At 60.7% G+C, this 16,714-nt stretch carries 17 protein-coding genes; 12 read left to right on the forward strand and 5 right to left on the reverse strand.

Annotated features, from left to right (window positions below):
• The first annotated feature begins 32 nt into the window (after window positions 1–32).
• The 6 genes from DKK67_RS07680 (at window position 33) to DKK67_RS07705 (ending at window position 7,301) form a co-directional block, all read left to right on the forward strand.
• Window positions 33–1,964, forward strand: a complete 1,932-nt coding sequence (locus DKK67_RS07680; protein WP_111496810.1) for a polysaccharide biosynthesis protein — start codon at window positions 33–35, stop codon at window positions 1,962–1,964.
• 131 nt (window positions 1,965–2,095) lie between these two features.
• Window positions 2,096–3,361: a Vi polysaccharide biosynthesis UDP-N-acetylglucosamine C-6 dehydrogenase TviB gene (gene tviB / locus DKK67_RS07685; RefSeq protein ID WP_111495796.1), complete on the forward strand. Its 1,266-nt coding sequence runs from the start codon at window positions 2,096–2,098 to the stop codon at window positions 3,359–3,361.
• 283 nt (window positions 3,362–3,644) lie between these two features.
• Window positions 3,645–4,013 (forward strand): histone-like nucleoid-structuring protein, MvaT/MvaU family, encoded by a 369-nt coding sequence (locus DKK67_RS07690; protein ID WP_111495797.1) that lies wholly within the window; start codon window positions 3,645–3,647, stop codon window positions 4,011–4,013.
• Between the two features lie 325 nt (window positions 4,014–4,338).
• Complete coding sequence (locus tag DKK67_RS07695; RefSeq protein ID WP_111495798.1) at window positions 4,339–5,745, forward strand: mannose-1-phosphate guanylyltransferase/mannose-6-phosphate isomerase; 1,407 nt, start codon at window positions 4,339–4,341, stop codon at window positions 5,743–5,745.
• 95 nt (window positions 5,746–5,840) lie between these two features.
• Window positions 5,841–6,836 (forward strand): hypothetical protein, encoded by a 996-nt coding sequence (locus tag DKK67_RS07700; protein WP_111495799.1) that lies wholly within the window; start codon window positions 5,841–5,843, stop codon window positions 6,834–6,836.
• Window positions 6,837–6,926: 90 nt separating this feature from the next.
• A complete protein-coding gene (locus DKK67_RS07705) occupies window positions 6,927–7,301 on the forward strand; it encodes a hypothetical protein (RefSeq protein ID WP_111495800.1) in 375 nt (124 codons plus the stop codon).
• Window positions 7,302–7,391: 90 nt separating this feature from the next.
• Here the strand turns inward: DKK67_RS07705 and DKK67_RS21945 are convergent, their stop codons facing one another.
• The gene (locus tag DKK67_RS21945) at window positions 7,392–7,925 is read right to left on the reverse strand and encodes a cold-shock protein (protein ID WP_111495801.1); all 534 of its coding nucleotides are present in this window, start codon (window positions 7,923–7,925) and stop codon (window positions 7,392–7,394) included.
• A 226-nt stretch (window positions 7,926–8,151) separates the two neighbouring features.
• On the opposite strand from DKK67_RS21945, the gene DKK67_RS07715 reads away from it, so the two are divergent.
• Window positions 8,152–8,370, forward strand: a complete 219-nt coding sequence (locus DKK67_RS07715; RefSeq protein WP_111495802.1) for a SlyX family protein — start codon at window positions 8,152–8,154, stop codon at window positions 8,368–8,370.
• Between the two features lie 74 nt (window positions 8,371–8,444).
• Here the strand turns inward: DKK67_RS07715 and DKK67_RS07720 are convergent, their stop codons facing one another.
• Window positions 8,445–8,810 carry a SpoIIAA family protein gene (locus DKK67_RS07720; RefSeq protein WP_111495803.1) on the reverse strand — a complete coding sequence of 122 codons (366 nt, stop codon included), beginning with the start codon at window positions 8,808–8,810 and terminating at the stop codon, window positions 8,445–8,447.
• 47 nt (window positions 8,811–8,857) lie between these two features.
• On the reverse strand, window positions 8,858–10,309 hold the full coding sequence (locus DKK67_RS07725) for a protein adenylyltransferase SelO (protein ID WP_407657833.1): 1,452 nt from the start codon (window positions 10,307–10,309) through the stop codon (window positions 8,858–8,860).
• Between the two features lie 553 nt (window positions 10,310–10,862).
• On the opposite strand from DKK67_RS07725, the gene DKK67_RS07730 reads away from it, so the two are divergent.
• Window positions 10,863–11,996: a tRNA-queuosine alpha-mannosyltransferase domain-containing protein gene (locus DKK67_RS07730; protein ID WP_111495805.1), complete on the forward strand. Its 1,134-nt coding sequence runs from the start codon at window positions 10,863–10,865 to the stop codon at window positions 11,994–11,996.
• Here the strand turns inward: DKK67_RS07730 and DKK67_RS07735 are convergent.
• On the reverse strand, window positions 11,945–13,003 hold the full coding sequence (locus DKK67_RS07735; RefSeq protein WP_111495806.1) for an NAD-dependent epimerase/dehydratase family protein: 1,059 nt from the start codon (window positions 13,001–13,003) through the stop codon (window positions 11,945–11,947). The genes DKK67_RS07730 and DKK67_RS07735 overlap by 52 nt on opposite strands.
• A 346-nt stretch (window positions 13,004–13,349) precedes the next feature.
• On the opposite strand from DKK67_RS07735, the gene DKK67_RS07740 reads away from it, so the two are divergent.
• From DKK67_RS07740 to DKK67_RS07755, 4 genes are all read left to right on the forward strand, one after another.
• On the forward strand, window positions 13,350–13,529 hold the full coding sequence (locus DKK67_RS07740) for a hypothetical protein (protein WP_111495807.1): 180 nt from the start codon (window positions 13,350–13,352) through the stop codon (window positions 13,527–13,529).
• A gap of 124 nt (window positions 13,530–13,653) precedes the next feature.
• Window positions 13,654–14,523 carry a cell envelope integrity protein TolA gene (locus DKK67_RS07745; protein ID WP_111495808.1) on the forward strand — a complete coding sequence of 290 codons (870 nt, stop codon included), beginning with the start codon at window positions 13,654–13,656 and terminating at the stop codon, window positions 14,521–14,523.
• 125 nt (window positions 14,524–14,648) lie between these two features.
• Complete coding sequence (locus tag DKK67_RS07750; protein ID WP_111495809.1) at window positions 14,649–15,671, forward strand: class I SAM-dependent methyltransferase; 1,023 nt, start codon at window positions 14,649–14,651, stop codon at window positions 15,669–15,671.
• Between the two features lie 122 nt (window positions 15,672–15,793).
• Complete coding sequence (locus DKK67_RS07755; protein WP_111495810.1) at window positions 15,794–16,408, forward strand: flavin reductase family protein; 615 nt, start codon at window positions 15,794–15,796, stop codon at window positions 16,406–16,408.
• A 9-nt stretch (window positions 16,409–16,417) separates the two neighbouring features.
• On the opposite strand, the gene DKK67_RS07760 is transcribed toward DKK67_RS07755, so the two are convergent.
• Window positions 16,418–16,684, reverse strand: coding sequence for an acetyltransferase (locus DKK67_RS07760; RefSeq protein WP_111495811.1), 267 nt, complete (start codon window positions 16,682–16,684; stop codon window positions 16,418–16,420).
• Window positions 16,685–16,714 lie beyond the last annotated feature (30 nt).

Genomic DNA, 16,714 nt, shown 5'->3' on the forward strand with positions numbered 1-16,714 from the left:
ATACGGACCGTTTGCTCCATCAACTGCTTTCGATGTCCCGGTTTAATAAGCGCCTTATCTCTGTATCCGCTGATTTCTGCTTTCTTACCATTTCCCTTTGGATGGCCTTCGCCCTCCGCCTCGAATCATTCACCTGGCTGCCCGATCGACATCAGGTCGTCGCAGGGGGATGTACCGTCCTGTTCACTATTTATGCGTTTGTCCGCCTGGGGCTTTATCGCGCGATTATCCGTTATATAACGGAACGCGCGCTCCTTGCCGTACTGTCAGGTGTGTTCATTTCAGCCGTAGCGCTGATTGTCACCGGGTATTTGCTACAGGCTTTCATACCGCGATCCGTTCCGGTCCTCTATGCCGGGTTGTCCTTTCTTATGGTGGCGGGTAGTCGCTTTCTTGTTCGCTCGCTTATCAGTAGGCCTGTGCACCGAAATAGGCAGGCGGTTGTCATATTGGGCGCCGGAACCAAGGGCGTTCAGCTTTTGGCGGCGCTGAGGCAGGGGAGCGACTTTTGTCCCGTCGCGTTTATCTCGACGAAGGCAGAAAACCATCGCTCGTTGATTGCCGGGCTGCCTGTCTATGGGCTTGGTCACGTTGAGAGTGCCATCCGTCAACACGGTGCGGGTCGTGTCCTGCTCGCCCTTGAGGATTCTGTCTCGATTGACCGAAATGCGTTGATCAGCAAGCTTGAGCCGTTGTCGGTGGCCGTGCAGACGGTGCCATCCATGTCTGAAGTGGTGTCCGGCAAAGCGCGAATCCAGGATCTTCGGGACTTAACCCTTGAGGATTTGCTGGGGCGTGACCCGGTTCGTCCGGATGATGCCATCGTGGCCGAAAGCCTGGAGCAGAAGGTGGTGATGGTAACCGGAGCAGGGGGATCTATTGGCTCCGAATTGTGCCGGCAGATTATCCGCTGCCGACCACGCGACCTGGTTATCTACGACAGTTCAGAATTCGCGCTTTATGCCATTGAACGTGAACTGCGTACGATCAACGACGTCGAGTCGTTGGCTGTCAACATCAACGCGTTGTTGGGCAGCGTAACCAATCGAAAGCGCTGCGCCTCCACGATTCGCGCGTTCGGTGTGCAGACGATATACCACGCCGCGGCCTACAAGCATGTGCCTGTCGTTGAGCAGAACGTGATCGAAGGCGTTCAGAATAACGTCTTCGGAACCTGGCATTGTGCGGAGGCCGCCATTGAGTGCGGGGTAGAGCGCTTTGTTCTGATTTCCACGGATAAGGCGGTGCGGCCCACCAATGTGATGGGGGCGAGCAAACGTCTGGCCGAACTGGTTTTGCAGGCGTTGGCGAGCCGCCAGAAGAAAACGATTTTCTCTATGGTTCGGTTCGGGAATGTCCTTGGCTCTTCCGGCTCAGTGGTCCCGTTGTTCCGGGAGCAGATTCGCAACGGCGGGCCGGTGACCGTGACGCACCCCGACATTTGCCGTTATTTCATGACGATTCCAGAAGCAAGCCAGTTGGTTCTTCAGGCTGGCGGGATGGGGGCGGGCGGCGAAGTCTTTGTCCTGGATATGGGAGACCCCGTCCAGATCGTCGATTTGGCTCGCAAGATGATCCATTTGATGGGACTCAGGGAGAAAACCGGGATAGGGCCCGGCGACGATATCGAAATTGTTTTTACCGGGCTCAGGCCGGGTGAAAAGCTTTATGAAGAGTTGCTTATCGGCGACGATCCCAAACCCACCCGGCATCCCAGAATCATGATGGCGCGGGAGTCGATGATGTCCTGGGAAAGCATCAAGGTGCTACTTGATAGGCTGGGGATTGCTATCCAGCAGTACGATTGCAGGCAGGTGCTTCGAATTCTCGTCGAAGACTCGATCACCGAATTCACACCGGTCAGCAACTTGTGTGATCTCGTTTGGTGTAACAGTCTGGATAGCTCTCAGCCGGCGGTTCCTGTGAACGACGAAGAACAAAAAATACGGCGACTGCCTCTCTGAATTCTAATTGCTTTCATATTTTTAGTGGCGGCGATTGGCGTTCTGTTGTCTTTTTTCAAGATTCATATTGGCAACGACCTTTATCCTTCTACAATGGGTTCACCAGTTCCGGTAGACGAAGGACGTCGCTTATGGAAAAGAAACTCGCGGTCATTGGTCTTGGGTATGTCGGTTTGCCATTGGCTGTGGCATTCGGGGAAAAGATGCGGGTCACGGGGTTTGATATCAATCCTCGCCGTATTCAGGCATTGCTCGATGGCTACGACCACACACGTGAAGTTTCTTCGGCGGAACTGGCTGCGGCATCCGGCCTGACCTTCACCAACACCCTAAACGGCATCGCCGACTGCCAGATCTACATCGTCACCGTCCCCACCCCCATCGACGAATTCAAAACCCCCGACCTGACCCCTTTGATCAAAGCCAGCGAAACCGTTGGCCAGGTTCTGAAAAAGGGCGATATCGTGATTTACGAGTCGACCGTTTATCCAGGGGCGACGGAAGAAGTCTGTGTGCCGGTGCTGGAACGGTTGTCCGGGCTGACGTTCAACCAGGATTTCTTTGCCGGATACAGTCCGGAGCGTATTAATCCGGGGGACAAGGAACACCGGGTGACCACCATCAAGAAAGTCACCTCGGGGTCTACTCCCGAGATTGCCGATGAAGTGGATGCGCTTTATGCGTCGGTGATTACCGCAGGCACCCATAAAACCAGTTCTATTCGTGTCGCCGAAGCGGCCAAGGTGATCGAGAACACGCAGCGGGACGTGAATATCGCCCTGATGAACGAACTGGCGATGATCTTTTCCCGACTCGGAATCGATACCCATGAAGTGCTCGCCGCATCCGGCACCAAATGGAATTTCCTGCCGTTTCGCCCGGGCCTGGTGGGCGGCCACTGTATCGGTGTGGATCCGTATTACCTGACCCATAAAGCCCAGGCCATCGGGCATCACCCGGAAATGATCCTGGCCGGGCGCCGCATCAACGATGCCATGGGTGCCTATGCGGCGTCGGAGCTGGTCAAGGCCATGATCCGCAAAGGCCATACCATCGCCGGCGCACGCATTCTGATGTTGGGTATGACGTTCAAGGAAAATTGTCCGGATTTGCGCAATACCAAAGTGATTGATGTTGTGCGGGAACTGCAGGACTTCGGTTGCCAGGTGGAAGTGTCGGATGCCTGGGCCAGCAGCGAAGAGTCGGAGCATGAGTACAACATTGCTTTATGCCAGTCTCCCCAGCCGTCGACATACGACGCGGTGATATTGACTGTGCCGCATCGTGAATATATCGAAATGGGCAGCGATGCTATTCGTGGGTATTTGCGGTCCGGCGGTATTTTCTACGACCTGAAAGGAATGTTTCCAAAAGCCGAGTCGGATTTGAGGCTTTAGTTCTTTTAGAGCCCTTAACATATGTTAAGGAAATCGGGGCGCTGAACATGAGAGGGCAGAAATAGTGGCCCTCTTTTTCGTTAAATGCTCACATTTGCTTACCTGTTTGAATTGCCTTGGTGCCAACACTACACTATTATTCGACCGTCAGATATTTGCTCGGCAAGAACGGTGAAAGCCGTCCATTGCTTTCCCTTTCGAATAATAGAAACTTCACAGTAACCGACGCTCCACGGCAAGACTCAAGTGGACGCCTTTGAAGTGAATCATTAAGGATATACCCATGGCCAAGATCAACGAGTACTACCAGAAAAAACAGCTTATGGATAAGCTCGCTGATGAACTGAGCAAGCTTGAGGAAGACAATGCGCTCAAGCGTGAACTCGAGTTCGAGAAAAAGATTCGCGGGTTGATGAAGGATTACAACAAGTCCGCCAAAGATGTATTGCAGGTTCTGGGTGCGATTGATCCGTCCGTTTCCGGCGCCAAAACCGACGCGGCCGCCAGCTCACGCCCCAAGCGTCCGCTGAAGACCTACAAAAACCCGCACACCGGTGAAGTGGTCAAGACGCGTGGTGGCAACCACAAGACACTGAATGAATGGCGCGACCAGTACGGTAAAGAAGCCGTTCAGGGTTGGCAGCAGGACTAAACTGCAAGCCAATAAAAAGACCCCGGCATTGCCGGGGTCTTTTTGTTTCTTCCGGTACGACTTTTCTTGAAGCACGTGTCAGTACGGCATAATCAATGGTCGACGCTGAATGTCAGACACTTCTTCTTGCTTGTGATTTCCGCTGCACAGGGTTCTGTGCTCAAATCTCCGCACACGATTACTTCCAGATTGTTTCGCGTTAGATTATTTCTCGTTAATACTGGCTGTTTCAGCGGCTAATAGGCGTGTCCTGTCGTCGGCATAGCCACGCAAATCCGTCTGAATTACGTTAGAATCCTCGCAAAGTTTCTGACAAGGAATCGCCATGCTTGCCGTTATTCTTTCAGGCGGATCGGGGACGCGTCTGTGGCCGTTGTCCCGTGAAGCCTATCCCAAACAATTCCTGCCGGTTGTGTCCGAAGAATCCCTGCTGGCGGAAACCATTGATCGCGGGTTGTCACTTGATCCGTCGACCCGGGTTATGGCGATTACCAACGAGGAGCATCGTTTCGTCGTGGCCGCGCACCTGCAACAGCAGGCCGCCGGACGAACCGACGGTATCGTGCTTGAGCCGGTCGGCCGCAACACGGCGCCGGCCATCGCGCTGGCGGCGCTGGCGGCTGCGGAGGGCAATCCCTCCGAGCTGCTGGTGGTGATGCCGTCGGATCACGTGCTGCGCAACCGCCAAGCTTTTGAGGCGGCGGTGGCCGTGGGTGCCAAAGCAGCCGAGGCCGGCAAGCTGGTGACTTTCGGTGTCGTACCCACGGCGCCTCACACCGGCTATGGCTACATCCGGGCGGGCGCCGATGAGGGCGGTTATTCGACGGTTGATGCTTTTGTCGAGAAGCCGGACGCCGACACGGCCCAGCGCTATCTCGATGAGGGCGGCTACTTCTGGAACAGCGGTATGTTCCTGTTCCGCGCCGATCGCTATCTGGAAGAGCTGGGCAAGCATCAGCCGGAGATGCTGGCGGCCTGCAAGGCAGCCTATGCGGGGCGTGAAAGTGACATGGACTTTGTCCGGGTGGGGCGCGAAGCGTTTGCGGCCTGTCCCGATGATTCCATCGACTACGCCGTGATGGAGAAGACCCAGGACGCCGTTGTGGTGCCGATGGACGCCGGTTGGAGCGACGTGGGCTCCTGGTCCGCGCTGTGGGAGATCCAGCCCCAGGATGAAGCGGGCAACGTGTTTCGAGGCGATGTCATCACCGAAGACGTCTCTGGCTCCTACATCCACTCTGAGGGGCGTCTGATCGCTGCCCTCGGCATCAGCGACCATGTCATTGTAGAAACCGACGATGTCGTTCTGGTAGCCGACCGCAACCGGGTCCAGGACGTGAAGAAACTGGTGGCGCAGGTAAAGGCGCAGGGCCGGGAAGAGCACCGCTTCCACAAGAAAGTGCACCGTCCCTGGGGCACCTATGAAGGTATCGCCATGGGCGAGCGGTTCCAGGTCAAGCGGATCACCGTCAAGCCGGGCGCCTCGCTGTCGCTGCAGAAGCACCACCACCGGGCCGAGCACTGGGTGGTGGTCAGCGGCACGGCCATGGTGGTCCGTGGCGATGAGGAGATCCTGCTGACCGAGGACCAGTCCACCTATATCCCGCTGGGCCAGCGCCACCGTTTGTCGAACCCGGGCGTGATCCCGCTGGAGTTGATCGAGGTCCAGACCGGGAGTTACCTCGGGGAAGACGATATCGTACGGTTCGAAGATACCTACAATCGCGTCTGAAGGGCGCGTCGGGCGGCGCAAGGATGTGCCGCCTTTTCGTCGGTCCGGGTTGAAACCTCTCAAGGCGGACCGTGTAGTCAGACAAGGAGCGTTGTATGTCTCGAAGCCGAGAGCCTCGATCCCATCCGTATCGAACCTGTTTCTCTCAAACCCTGGACAATGAGCCGGACGTTCAGCATGGCCTGCCCCTGCAACCCGACACCGAGCGGACCCTGACCATTGCCTCCGTGGCGCCGGACTGGATTGCCTTTGGCGATCACCTGGGGATTCGCCTGGCGCAATCCACCCGAGCCTTTATCTGGCTGCGCGGCGCCGAGGGATCGGGGAAGACCCGGTTCGTTCAGGAACAGGTGGCGCGTTGGCCGTTCCCATCGCTTTGGCTGGATTTGCGCCAGGAAGCCGAAATTATGGCGTCCGGGGTGCCGGCCCTGAAGCCTGACGGTCCGGCTCCGGCGCTCATCCTCGACGATATGTCGCCGGCCGATCTCGATCTCCTCATCGCCGACCCTGCTCACCCGGCCGGCCCCATTGTGCTGGGGCATCAGGGGCCGATCCTGATCGTCAGCCGCAACGCCGGTGAAGGCCTCGTGCCGTCGTTGAAGGCGCGAACGGGCCGCGAACTGGAAATTCATGCCATGCCGCCCAGTGATGTGGCCCAGCGGCTGAGCATTCTCCGGGCGCACCAGCCAGAGATTGAGCGCTACTGGCAAGTGGAGATCCAGCCCGACGCCATGCTCCGGGCGGCGCGGGGCGGTTTTCCCGATGTCCCCGAAACCCCTGGCCGAGCCCTGCGCTGGCTGCATGCGGCGGCGGCCAGGGCGGCGCTGGAGGCGCGCGAAGGCAGCCCGGAATGCCGCGCCACGTATGCCCGACTTGAGGATCTCAACCGGGCGCTGCTGGGCGCCCGGGGATCGGCCGATGTCTCTGACGCGGTGACGGAACAGATCCGTCAGGTGGAAATCGAGCAGGCGGCGTACGACGTCGACTGGCACGAACGTGGCCTGGATGGTCGGAGACAGCGAATCGAGGAGCGTCACGTCGCACGGGAGATCCATCTCGCCTCGACCGCCGGGGCAAAGATTGCCGAGTAGCGACGGCTTCGGCATCATGACGCTCTTGTTCGTACCGGGCGCGATGTTATCGGGCCCCTATTGTCCGCCTGTCGGTTAGGGAGTGTTGGGATGCAAGATCTGGAAATCTACGTTCGCGAGCTGGAACCCGGCCGCATCGGTGACTGGCTGGGACAGTCCCTTTCCGGACTCTCGCTGGCGCCTGTCGGGAATCGCGGTGTTCAGAAAGGCGCCGGGGAATACCTGGGCAGCCGGGTGAGGGTGACTTGCTACCCCGGAGCCTTCTCCAAGCATTTCACCAGCGTGGTGCTGGAAGGGGAGCAGCTTCCCTGGACGTCGGATCTGGAGTGCGCGCGGGACGCCTGGAACTGTCTGCAGCAGGAAGTGCGCTGCAGTCCGGGCGACTGGCAGGAAGGGGAGCCGGTGCAGGACGAAAAGTGGTGGCGTATCGACGAGCGCGGCGAGCAGAAGGTCGTCTGGAATTAGCGTTAAGGGAAACTGGTATTTCGTCTGGCCAGGTGGGAGCCGGCCGGGAAGGGAAGGAATCCCGGCAAGATACCGGGATTCCTCGGGCAATCAGTCTTCCAGGATGCTGACGTTATCCGCCTGCAGGCCCTTGTCGGCCTCGACGACGTCAAAACGCACCAGCTGGCCCTGACGCAGGACACGGCGACCGCGGCCGCGAATGGCACGAAAATGCACGAATACCTCGTCGCCGCTTTCGCGAATGATAAAGCCGAAGCCCTTCTTCACGTTGAACCACTTCACGGTGCCTTCTTCATCACCCTCGGGTCCGAATTCCTCTTCATAGCCGTCGCCGGCCGGACGTGAAGCCTTTGTGTTGCTGCCGCTGCCGCTGGACTGACGCTGCACCAGTGCCACGGTCAGGAAGCCGGCAATGCCAAAGAGCACCAGGGAAATCACGTAAGCGGCAATGCCCTGGGTGCTGCCCAGCACGAAGGTAGGCTCATTGGCCAGGTCGCTGGAGCCGGACTGGGACAGGATCTGGAAAAGTTCCGGCGTGAAGGTAACCAGGAAAAAGGCCAGGACAAACGGAGCGGGAATAGCGATCAACAGAGCAACAAGTATCGCTTTCTGTGGGTTACGCATTGGACGAACAAATCTCCATCAATAAATCAGTCAAATCGTAAGCGTCTGATCGGTACGCCATGGGGAACCAAAAGGCGCAGCCTTCGCGTAAAATAGGCGATCAGACAAAACCAGAGTCGCGGGGCCCGGCTTGATCATGGCGCCGGGGCATCCGCAAGCGCAGCATGATAACAGATCCCCTTGCAAACGACCCAGCCCGGGGCCCGAAGGAACAGGAGTACTTCACATGAATTGGGAACAGCTTGAGACGAGACTGATTGAACTGGAAACCCGCGTCGCTTTCCAGGATGACCTGATCGCCACGCTGAGCGACCAGATTTCGCGGCAGGAACTGGACATGCGCGAACTGTGGGAAGCCAAGCAACTGCTCAAGAAGCAGCTGGACGACGTCTCCCCCTCCAATATCCGTCGCGAAGAGGAGGAAGTGCCGCCGCCGCACTACTGAGGCAGGCCGTCGGCACCGTCCGGAATCCTTGCTGCGCACGATCGCGCTATACCGGCAGCGGTCGGAGTCGGTGCCTATTCCGTTTCCCGGAGCCAGCGCCGCGCATCCTCGATCTGGTCGATCCCGAACACGCGCAGCTCCATGTTGAGAAACGGAGCGATCATCCGGGCGAAGGGGCCGATCCAGCCTGAATCGGAGACGACCGCGCAGTGACTGAAGTCCTTCAGGTGCTCCCGGTCGAAGCGGATCGCATCCTTGAGGATCGACAGGTCGAACCCGTCGAAATCCCGCACCACTTCCATCAGCCGAACGCGTCCATGGTGGAGGATAAACGCTTCGAGGCGGCCGGCGATGTCCTCGAAATCCTCCATCGATACGCGTCCTTCCACGTGGATCTCCGCCAGGCGGTATTCCGGATATTCCTTGTAAGCGGTTGCCATGGCATGGTCCTCCCGATCATTTGGGCCGGTGGCTGCCAGAGAAAACGTTACGAAGAACAGCTGATCTCCAGGTGCTTGCCCCAATCCGGCGGCAGGGCGGCGTAGGCCTCGTTTTCCGGCTGTTCGTCGAAGGGGCGCTTGAGCACTTCCAGCAGCCGGTGGGCGGTTTCGTAATGGCCGGTCTGGGCATCCTGGATGGCCTCCTGGGCCAGGTAATTGCGCAGGATGTATTTGGGGTTCACTGCGCACATAGCTTTCTCGCGCTGCGATCCCGCGGCGGTTTCCTGCTGCAGTCGCGCTTCATACCGCGCCAGCCAGTCATCGGCCAGGCTGCGGTCCACGAACAGGTCCCGCACCGGGGCATCGCCGCGGCTGTGTCGGGTGGACAAGCCGCGGAAGAAGCGGGTGTAGTCGACCCGCTGTTCGTGCATCAGGCTGAACAGGTCCATGATCAGGCTCATGTCGCCCTCGTCCTCGGTTTCCAGCCCCAGTTTGCCCTTCATCAGCGATTCAAAGGTGCTGTTGTAAGTGGTCTCGTAGCAGCGCAGGGCTTTGCGCAATTCGTCCGCCTCCATGACATGCACCAGCGATTGGGCCAGGTATTGGCAATTGATGAAGCCGATCTGCGGCTGACGGTTGTAGGCGTAGCGCCCGCCCTGGTCGGTATGGTTGCAGATGAAGCCGGCGTCGAAGTCGTCGAGGAAGGCGTAGGGGCCGTAATCGAAGGTGTCGCCGATGATCGACATGTTGTCGGAGTTCATGACCCCGTGACAGAAGCCCACCGCCTGCCACTGGGCCACCAGGCGGGCCGTGCGCGTGACGACTTCCTCCAGCCAGCGCCGATAGCGTTCCGGCTCGGGCAGCGCTTCCAGCTCCGGGAAGTGCAGGCGGATGGTGTGGTCCAGCAGCACGCGTGTGTCTTCCGGGCCCTGGTGGTAAGCGGTGTACTCGAAATGCCCGAAGCGGATGTGGGACTGCGCCACCCGCATCAGCGTGGCGGCGGTCTCGATGGACTCGCGCATGACCGGATCCTTGGCGCTGACCATGAACAGGGCGCGGGTGGTGGGAATGCCCAGGTGATGCATGGCCTCGCTGCACAGGTACTCGCGCAGGGTCGAGCGCAATACCGCCCGGCCGTCACCGAAACGGGAGTAGGGCGTGGTGCCGGCGCCCTTCAGGTGCCAGTCCCAGCGGCGGCCATCCGGACCCGTGGTTTCCCACATCAGCAGGCCGCGACCGTCGCCCAGATCCGGGTTGTAGACCCCGAACTGGTGACCGGTGTACTTCATGGCCAGCGGGTCCATGCCTTCGAACAGCTGCTGACCGGCGCCCACGGCGACCCAGTCCTGCTTTTGCGCCGGATCCAGGCCCATGGATGCCGCCAGCTCGTCGTTGAAACAGACCAGTTTCGGTTCTTGCAGCGGTGTGGGTTGCAGGTGCGTATAGAAATGCTCTGGCAACTGGTTATAGCGATTGTCGATCTTGAACCCGTTCAGGATAGTCGCTCCGAATTGGCTGGGGCGGGCAGAAGCAAGCCGCCCGGGGAATGGTCTTTACCCAGTTTGCAACGTTCCGGAAAGTCGTGACAAGGGATAACCCGAGCCCGGGCTGTCGTACCGCGAGTCCGGTCACGCCCACACAACTGTCGCCAAACTGTCACACCAGTGTCGTTTAATGATGTTTTGGACGAAAGGCCCCTCATTTGAACGCACGCTCCATGACGCATCGATCCCCGGTCGCAGGTGTCTGCCTGCTTTGCATTTGCCTGTTCTCCATTTATCGGATCTTCATGGCCTGCTTTTCCTGCCGCGGGCCACATAGCCTGCGCTCGGCCGCTGCGCCTGATCGATGACCTTGCGCCAACTGAATCTCGTCCGGGCGGTCATGAGCCGCCATCGCCGCCGACCGGCTCGTGGGCCTACGTTGGGAGACGCGTCGCAACCGGGCGTTGCCCCTGCCGCCTCAAAACCGCCGATGCATTCCCGCTGATCGTCGGGTTTGTTGTTAAGCGCGGGGGCATGCGTACGGGCCCGTGTCCGGTAGAATGCGCCCATGACTCCGACAACCCCTTCATCGTCACGTCCGCGCCTCCTGCTCCTGTCCGGCTACGACGCCGGCAGTCACCAAAGCTGGCGCGAGCAGTTGGTGGCGAGCCAGCCCGATTTTGACTGGCAGAGCCTGATCCTGCCGCCCCGGTATTTCCGCTGGCGCATTCGCGGCAACGCCTTGAGCTGGCTGGACGAGCCGGCCCTGTCGGAATCCTGGGATGCCATTGTCGCCACCTCAATGGTGGATCTGGCTGGCCTGCGGGCGTTCCATCCTCACCTGGCGCGGACGCCCGTCCTGCTGTACATGCATGAGAATCAGTTCGCCTATCCCGATTCCGGCGACCAGCACGCCAGTGTGGATCACCAGATGGTGACCCTCTACAGCGCCCTGGCGGCGGATCGCATCGCGTTCAACAGTGAGTGGAACCGCACCAGTTTTCTGGACGGTGTGGCGGCGCTGCTGAAGCGTTTACCGGACCGTGTGCCTGGCGGCGTTGTTGAGCGCATTCGGGTGAAATCGACGGTTTTGCCGGTGCCGGTGCCGGATCGACTGTTCGTCGAACGCAAGACCGACATGAACCGGACTCAGCCGCATCTGCTCTGGAATCATCGCTGGGAATACGACAAGGGGCCGGATCGCCTGCTCGCACTGCTGGCGGAGCTGGATCGCCGGCAACTGGATTTCCGGATCAGTGTGGTGGGGGAGCAGTTCCGCCGCCGGCCGGAAGCCTTCGAGGCCATTCGCCAGCGGTTTCCGGATCGCATCCGCGCCTGGGGTTTCCTGCCGGATCGTGCTGCGTACGATGCGCTGCTGCGCGAGGCGGATGTGGTGATCTCGACGGCGCTCCACGATTTCCAGGGGCTGGCGATGCTGGAAGCCATGGCCGCCGGCTGCCTGCCGCTGGCGCCGGACCGTCTCGCTTACCCCGAATACGTGCCCGCCGCCTGCCTGTATACCGGGGATCGGGTCTCGATTGAAGGCGAAGCCAGTGCGGCGGCCGATACGCTCGCAAGCCTGCTGGCGGCTCCGGTATCCAGCCCGGTCGGTGTCGTTGCGGACTGGCGCCTGTCCCGTCTCCAACACCGCTACCGCGAGGAGCTGGGTGCGCTGATTGACGGCGAGGCTGGCAGGGCCTGACGCACCCGCTCGGCCACCTCGGGCTTTAATCGGTCCTGTTCCAGTAGCCAGGCGATGGCGTCGCGCAGGGTGTCCCGCGAGGGTCTTGGCGCCAGGCCCAAAGTCTGGTTGGTTTCCCGGGTATCGATGTAGGCGTAGCGCTCCGCCACCTCGTACACCAGGTCGTAGGTGAACGGCGGGGCGAGCTTGAGCAGCCGGCAGGCACGCTCGGTCCATTTCGCGCTCCACAGCAGGAGCCCACGTCCGATCGGCAAGTGAATCGGCTTGATGCCGGTCATTTGCTTGAGCAGGGCGGCGATGGCTTTCACCTCGATGTTTTCTCCGCCCACCACGTAACGACGCCGGTTTTCGCCCCGGGTGAGGGCGGCCACGTGCGCCGCCGCTACATCGCGCACGTCCACCAGGTTAAGTCCGCCGGGATAGGTCTGGCCCTTGCCGTTAAGCCAGTCCATGACCAACTGGGTGGACGGCGTGATGCGGTAATCGCCGGGGCCCAGCACGATGGCGGGGCAGATCACCACCAGATGGATGCCGGTTTCCTCCGCCAGCTTCTGGGCGGCCTGTTCGCTGCGCGTCTTGGCGATGTAGTAGGGATTGTTGGGATCATGGTTCCAGTCGTCGCCGGTGCGCAGCTCCGACGGATCGTAGGAAAAGCCGACCGACGCCACAGAGCTGGTGTAGACGATGCGTTCGATACCATGGGCCTGTGCCGCGTCAAACACATGGCGTGCGCCGTCGATCGCCGGTTTTACAATCTCGTCCGGCGACTCGGCGATGGTCTTGTAGACCGCCGCCATGTGGATGATGGCGTCCATGCCCTCGGCCGCCTGCTGGACCGAGTCGGCGTCCATAATGTCACCGGGAAACCGGTCGACATCCAGACCTTCCAGCCCCCGCAGGTCGGCGCTGGGGCGAACGAAGGCCCGCACCGTATGTTCCTGTTCCAGCAGTTGCTTCACCACATGGCTGCCGATGTGGCCGTTGGCGCCGGTTACCAGTACGCGCATTGTCTGTTCCCCGTGTGGAAATGGATGGCCTGAAAACCTACCGGATTAGGACGGCCCGTGGAAACCGGGGCTGCGTCCTGTGTCCCGAAACGCCATCCCGTGCTCCGGATCATTGCCTGTAACGGATTGTAAAAACAGGCTAATTGTAAAATGACGTGAAACGGTTCACTATATCGTCCCCGTTCCGGCGCGATAATGGAATCCGGTTTTGAATCAGATTTCGTCCGCGTCGCCTGAATGGCCGGGTGACGGCGCAATCACGGAAGGTTGCCGCCGGTTTGCCAGATCGGTCTCGGGTCTCTTGGGAGCGGCCATTGGCGTCGTGTGACAGACAGAGGTATGCACCATGCGAAAGAAGATGCAGCAGATGTTCGATCGCTTGAAGAACAGCAGGGACGATAAACAGAACGCCGCAGTGTCCTCGGATACTCCTCACCACAACACCTCCAACGAGGTCCGCCAGGAAGACTGGGACATGTCTCCCCAGGATGCCCTGAGAGTCGGCATCGTTGGCCGCCGCAAGTAGGTCGGCGCCGTCAGTTCAGTGACCGCCTCGCCACGTCGTGGCGCGCCATCGCAGGATGGTTCGACATTCCCCTGTGGCTGTGGAAAGATGATCCCATTGGTTATTTTTCCCGGCCCAGGTCACGATGACGGCAGCCGACGCGTCTCCCCCGAACCCTGATAACGCCCGCCTTTACCGGCGCCGCTTCCTGTGGCTGCTGGGGTTAAGCATTGTCTGCCACCTGCTGTTGCTGGTGCCCTGGCCGGGCCTGGATTGGCCAGGTTCCGACGCGCCTGCGCCCACGTCATCCCTGACCGTGACCATGGTCGAGCCTGCACCCCCGGAACCTGAGACGGTGCCACAACAGCCGCCGACACCCGAGCCTGAGCAGCGTCAGCATCTGCCACGCCATAATGCCGAGGAAACCGACCTTCGGGGCACGGATTTCGAGTCGCCGGTGGAAGAGCAGCCTGTCCAGGGGGAGGAGCCAGCGGCCCAACCCAAGGTGGAAGCCGCGGAGTCCTCCAAACCTCAATTGTCTCGAGGACAACCGGATAAACCCGCCGCTGAAGCCGCGCAACCGCCGGTCACCACCGCGCGCAGCAACGAATCGGCCCCCAGACGCGAGCCGAATGCGGCCAAGGCGACCAGCGGCATGGACACCCTGTCGGACCGGGAACTGTCCGGCGTTGATGCCGGCAATCCGACCAGCGAACTGGAGAAGCGCCGGATACAGATGGTGAACCGGTACCTCCAGCGTATGCAGGCGCAGGTGGACGCGCGTTTTCGCCGGCCGCTGGGCGCGCGTCCCTATGAGAGTGGCGTCATCGCCTTTGAGCTGGACGCGTCGGGATACCTGCTGTCGGCGCGGCTGGCAGAATCGTCCGGCAACTCGGAACTGGATGCCAGTGCCCTGCAGGCCATTCGCGCGGTACCGCGCTTTGATGTGCCGGACTCGCCGATGGTGGCGGCGCGCTACTATCGGCAGCTGACATTCCGTTACAGTGGCGAGTAGGTGACGTTTGGGAGGCGAGGCCTGGCGCGGGCCTCTGCCTGGATGGGGCCTCGAAAAGTCGGGCGCGACCCGGCGCAGGTGATCCGGTAAAGTAGCGCTCCTGGTAACTGGTTGACGGGAAACACATGATCAATACCCACGATGTCCTGCTAAGAAACCGAGAGTCCCTGAGCGGAAGGGTGGCGCTGATTGGCCTGGACGATGCGGCGATCCTCGCCGATCTGCCCGTCGAACCCGGGCCGGTGATCACCGAGCATTTCGGTACTTTCCAGCGTTGGCAGGGCCAGCAGGGGTGGACGCCACTGTTCGGCTACGACGACGATGCACTGGCGGGCGACAGCGTGGACTCGGCGGTGATCTTCATGCCCAAGTCGCGTCCGGAACTGGAGCTGCGCCTGGCGCTGGCGGGGCATCTGGCAAAAGCCGGAGGCCGGGTGTTTTTGATCGGCGAGAAGAAAGAGGGCATTGCCGGCGGCGCCCGGGTCATGCAGTTTACTTTTCCCGACGCCACCAAAATTGACAGTGCGCGCCATTGCCAGGTCTGGGAAGCGCCGGTGCCGGCCGGGCTGTCCGGGTTCGACATCGATGCCTGGCGCAGCTGGCACAAAGTGCGTGTCGGTGGTCTGGAACTGAGTGTGGCGGGACTTCCCGGCATCTTCAGCGATGGCCGGCTGGACGAAGGGACCGCATTGCTGCTGGGCTCTTTCAATGGCCAGGCGGTGCGTGGGCCGGTTCTGGATTTCGCCTGTGGTGCGGGCGTTATCGGTGCCTGGCTGGCCAAGCGTCAGGACGGGCTCAACCCGGATGCCGTGGACGTGCAGTACCAGGCCGTGGATTGTGCCCGGGCCACCTACGCCCGAGCCGGGGTTGGTGGCCGGGTCTGGGCGTCGGACGGGCTCGCGGCGGTCGAGGATAGCTACCGCCTGCTGGTCAGCAACCCGCCGTTCCATAGCGGTGTGCGCACCGATACGTCGATGACCGAAGCCTTCCTGCGGGACGCGGCACGCCATTTGTTGCCCGGGGGCGAATTACGTATCGTGGCCAACAGCTTCCTGCCGTACCCGGAACTGATCGAGCGCCACGTCGGTCCCTGTGAAACCCTGGGCGAGGACAAACGCTTCACCGTCTACCGGGCCTTTCGCCGCTGATCCGCGGCGTGCCCCGGGCGCGTTCCCGTCGCGATGCATTTTCCTCGTGAGGCCATGTTTCTTTCACGACAGGTTCCTTCCAGAGCATGACATGTTCCCTTCATAGATAGGAGTTCCTACCCATGATTATCGATTTCACGGAGATGCCCAGCGACCGGGTCTACCATTGCATGACTCAGTCCCTGATTCCGCGGCCCGTGGCCTGGGTGCTGTCGGAGAACCCGGAGGGAGACTACAACCTCGCGCCCTTTTCGTTCTTCACGGCAGTGACCTCCAATCCGCCGCTGATCATGCTTTCGGTGGGGCGCAAGCCGGACGGCGACTTCAAAGACACCCGGGTCAACATCGAGGAGCGCAAGAAGTTCGTGATCCATATCGCGCACGATGAACTGGCCCGCACCATGACCGAAACGGCGCGGAGTCTCCCCCATGGCGTGTCCGAAGTGGCCCAGAACGACCTGAAAACCGTGCCGTTCGACGGTTTCGATCTACCGCGCCTGGCGGACTGCAAGATCGCACTGGCGTGCGAGCTTTACCAGCTGCAGGAGCTGGGGCCCAATCGTCAGTCCGTGATCTTCGGCCAGGTCAGCCAGCTGTATGTGGACGATGCCGCCGCGACACGCGACGAGAAGGACCGCTTCAGGATCGACGCCGAAGCGATTCAGCCGATCGGCCGTCTGGGCGGCAGTGAATACATGACCTTTGGTGAGATCCTCAGCATTCCACGTCCGTCCTGAAGCGCCTCGTCAGGCGCCGTAATAACCCGGTGTTCGCTCCGCCGCCGTCGCGCGGTGGGGCACCAGGCTTTCCTCCTGGTAGTGGATGTCCCACCAGCAGTGGGGCAGTTGCTCGCCGGAGGGAAACACCAGGGCCTGTTTGCTGAACGCTTCCGGATCCTGGGTTTCCTCGCCCCACAGGAAGCGGGCCTCCACGGTGTCCTTGCAGGGATTGGTCAGCGTGGTCAGATCGCTGGTTTCGACCAGATGCCCGGTGGGCAGGTGCTTGAGCAACATCGATGCGACCTCCTCTGGACGGGCGCCGCC

It is taken from the genome of Marinobacter bohaiensis (genome assembly GCF_003258515.1).
Lineage (GTDB): Bacteria > Pseudomonadota > Gammaproteobacteria > Pseudomonadales > Oleiphilaceae > Marinobacter_A > Marinobacter_A bohaiensis.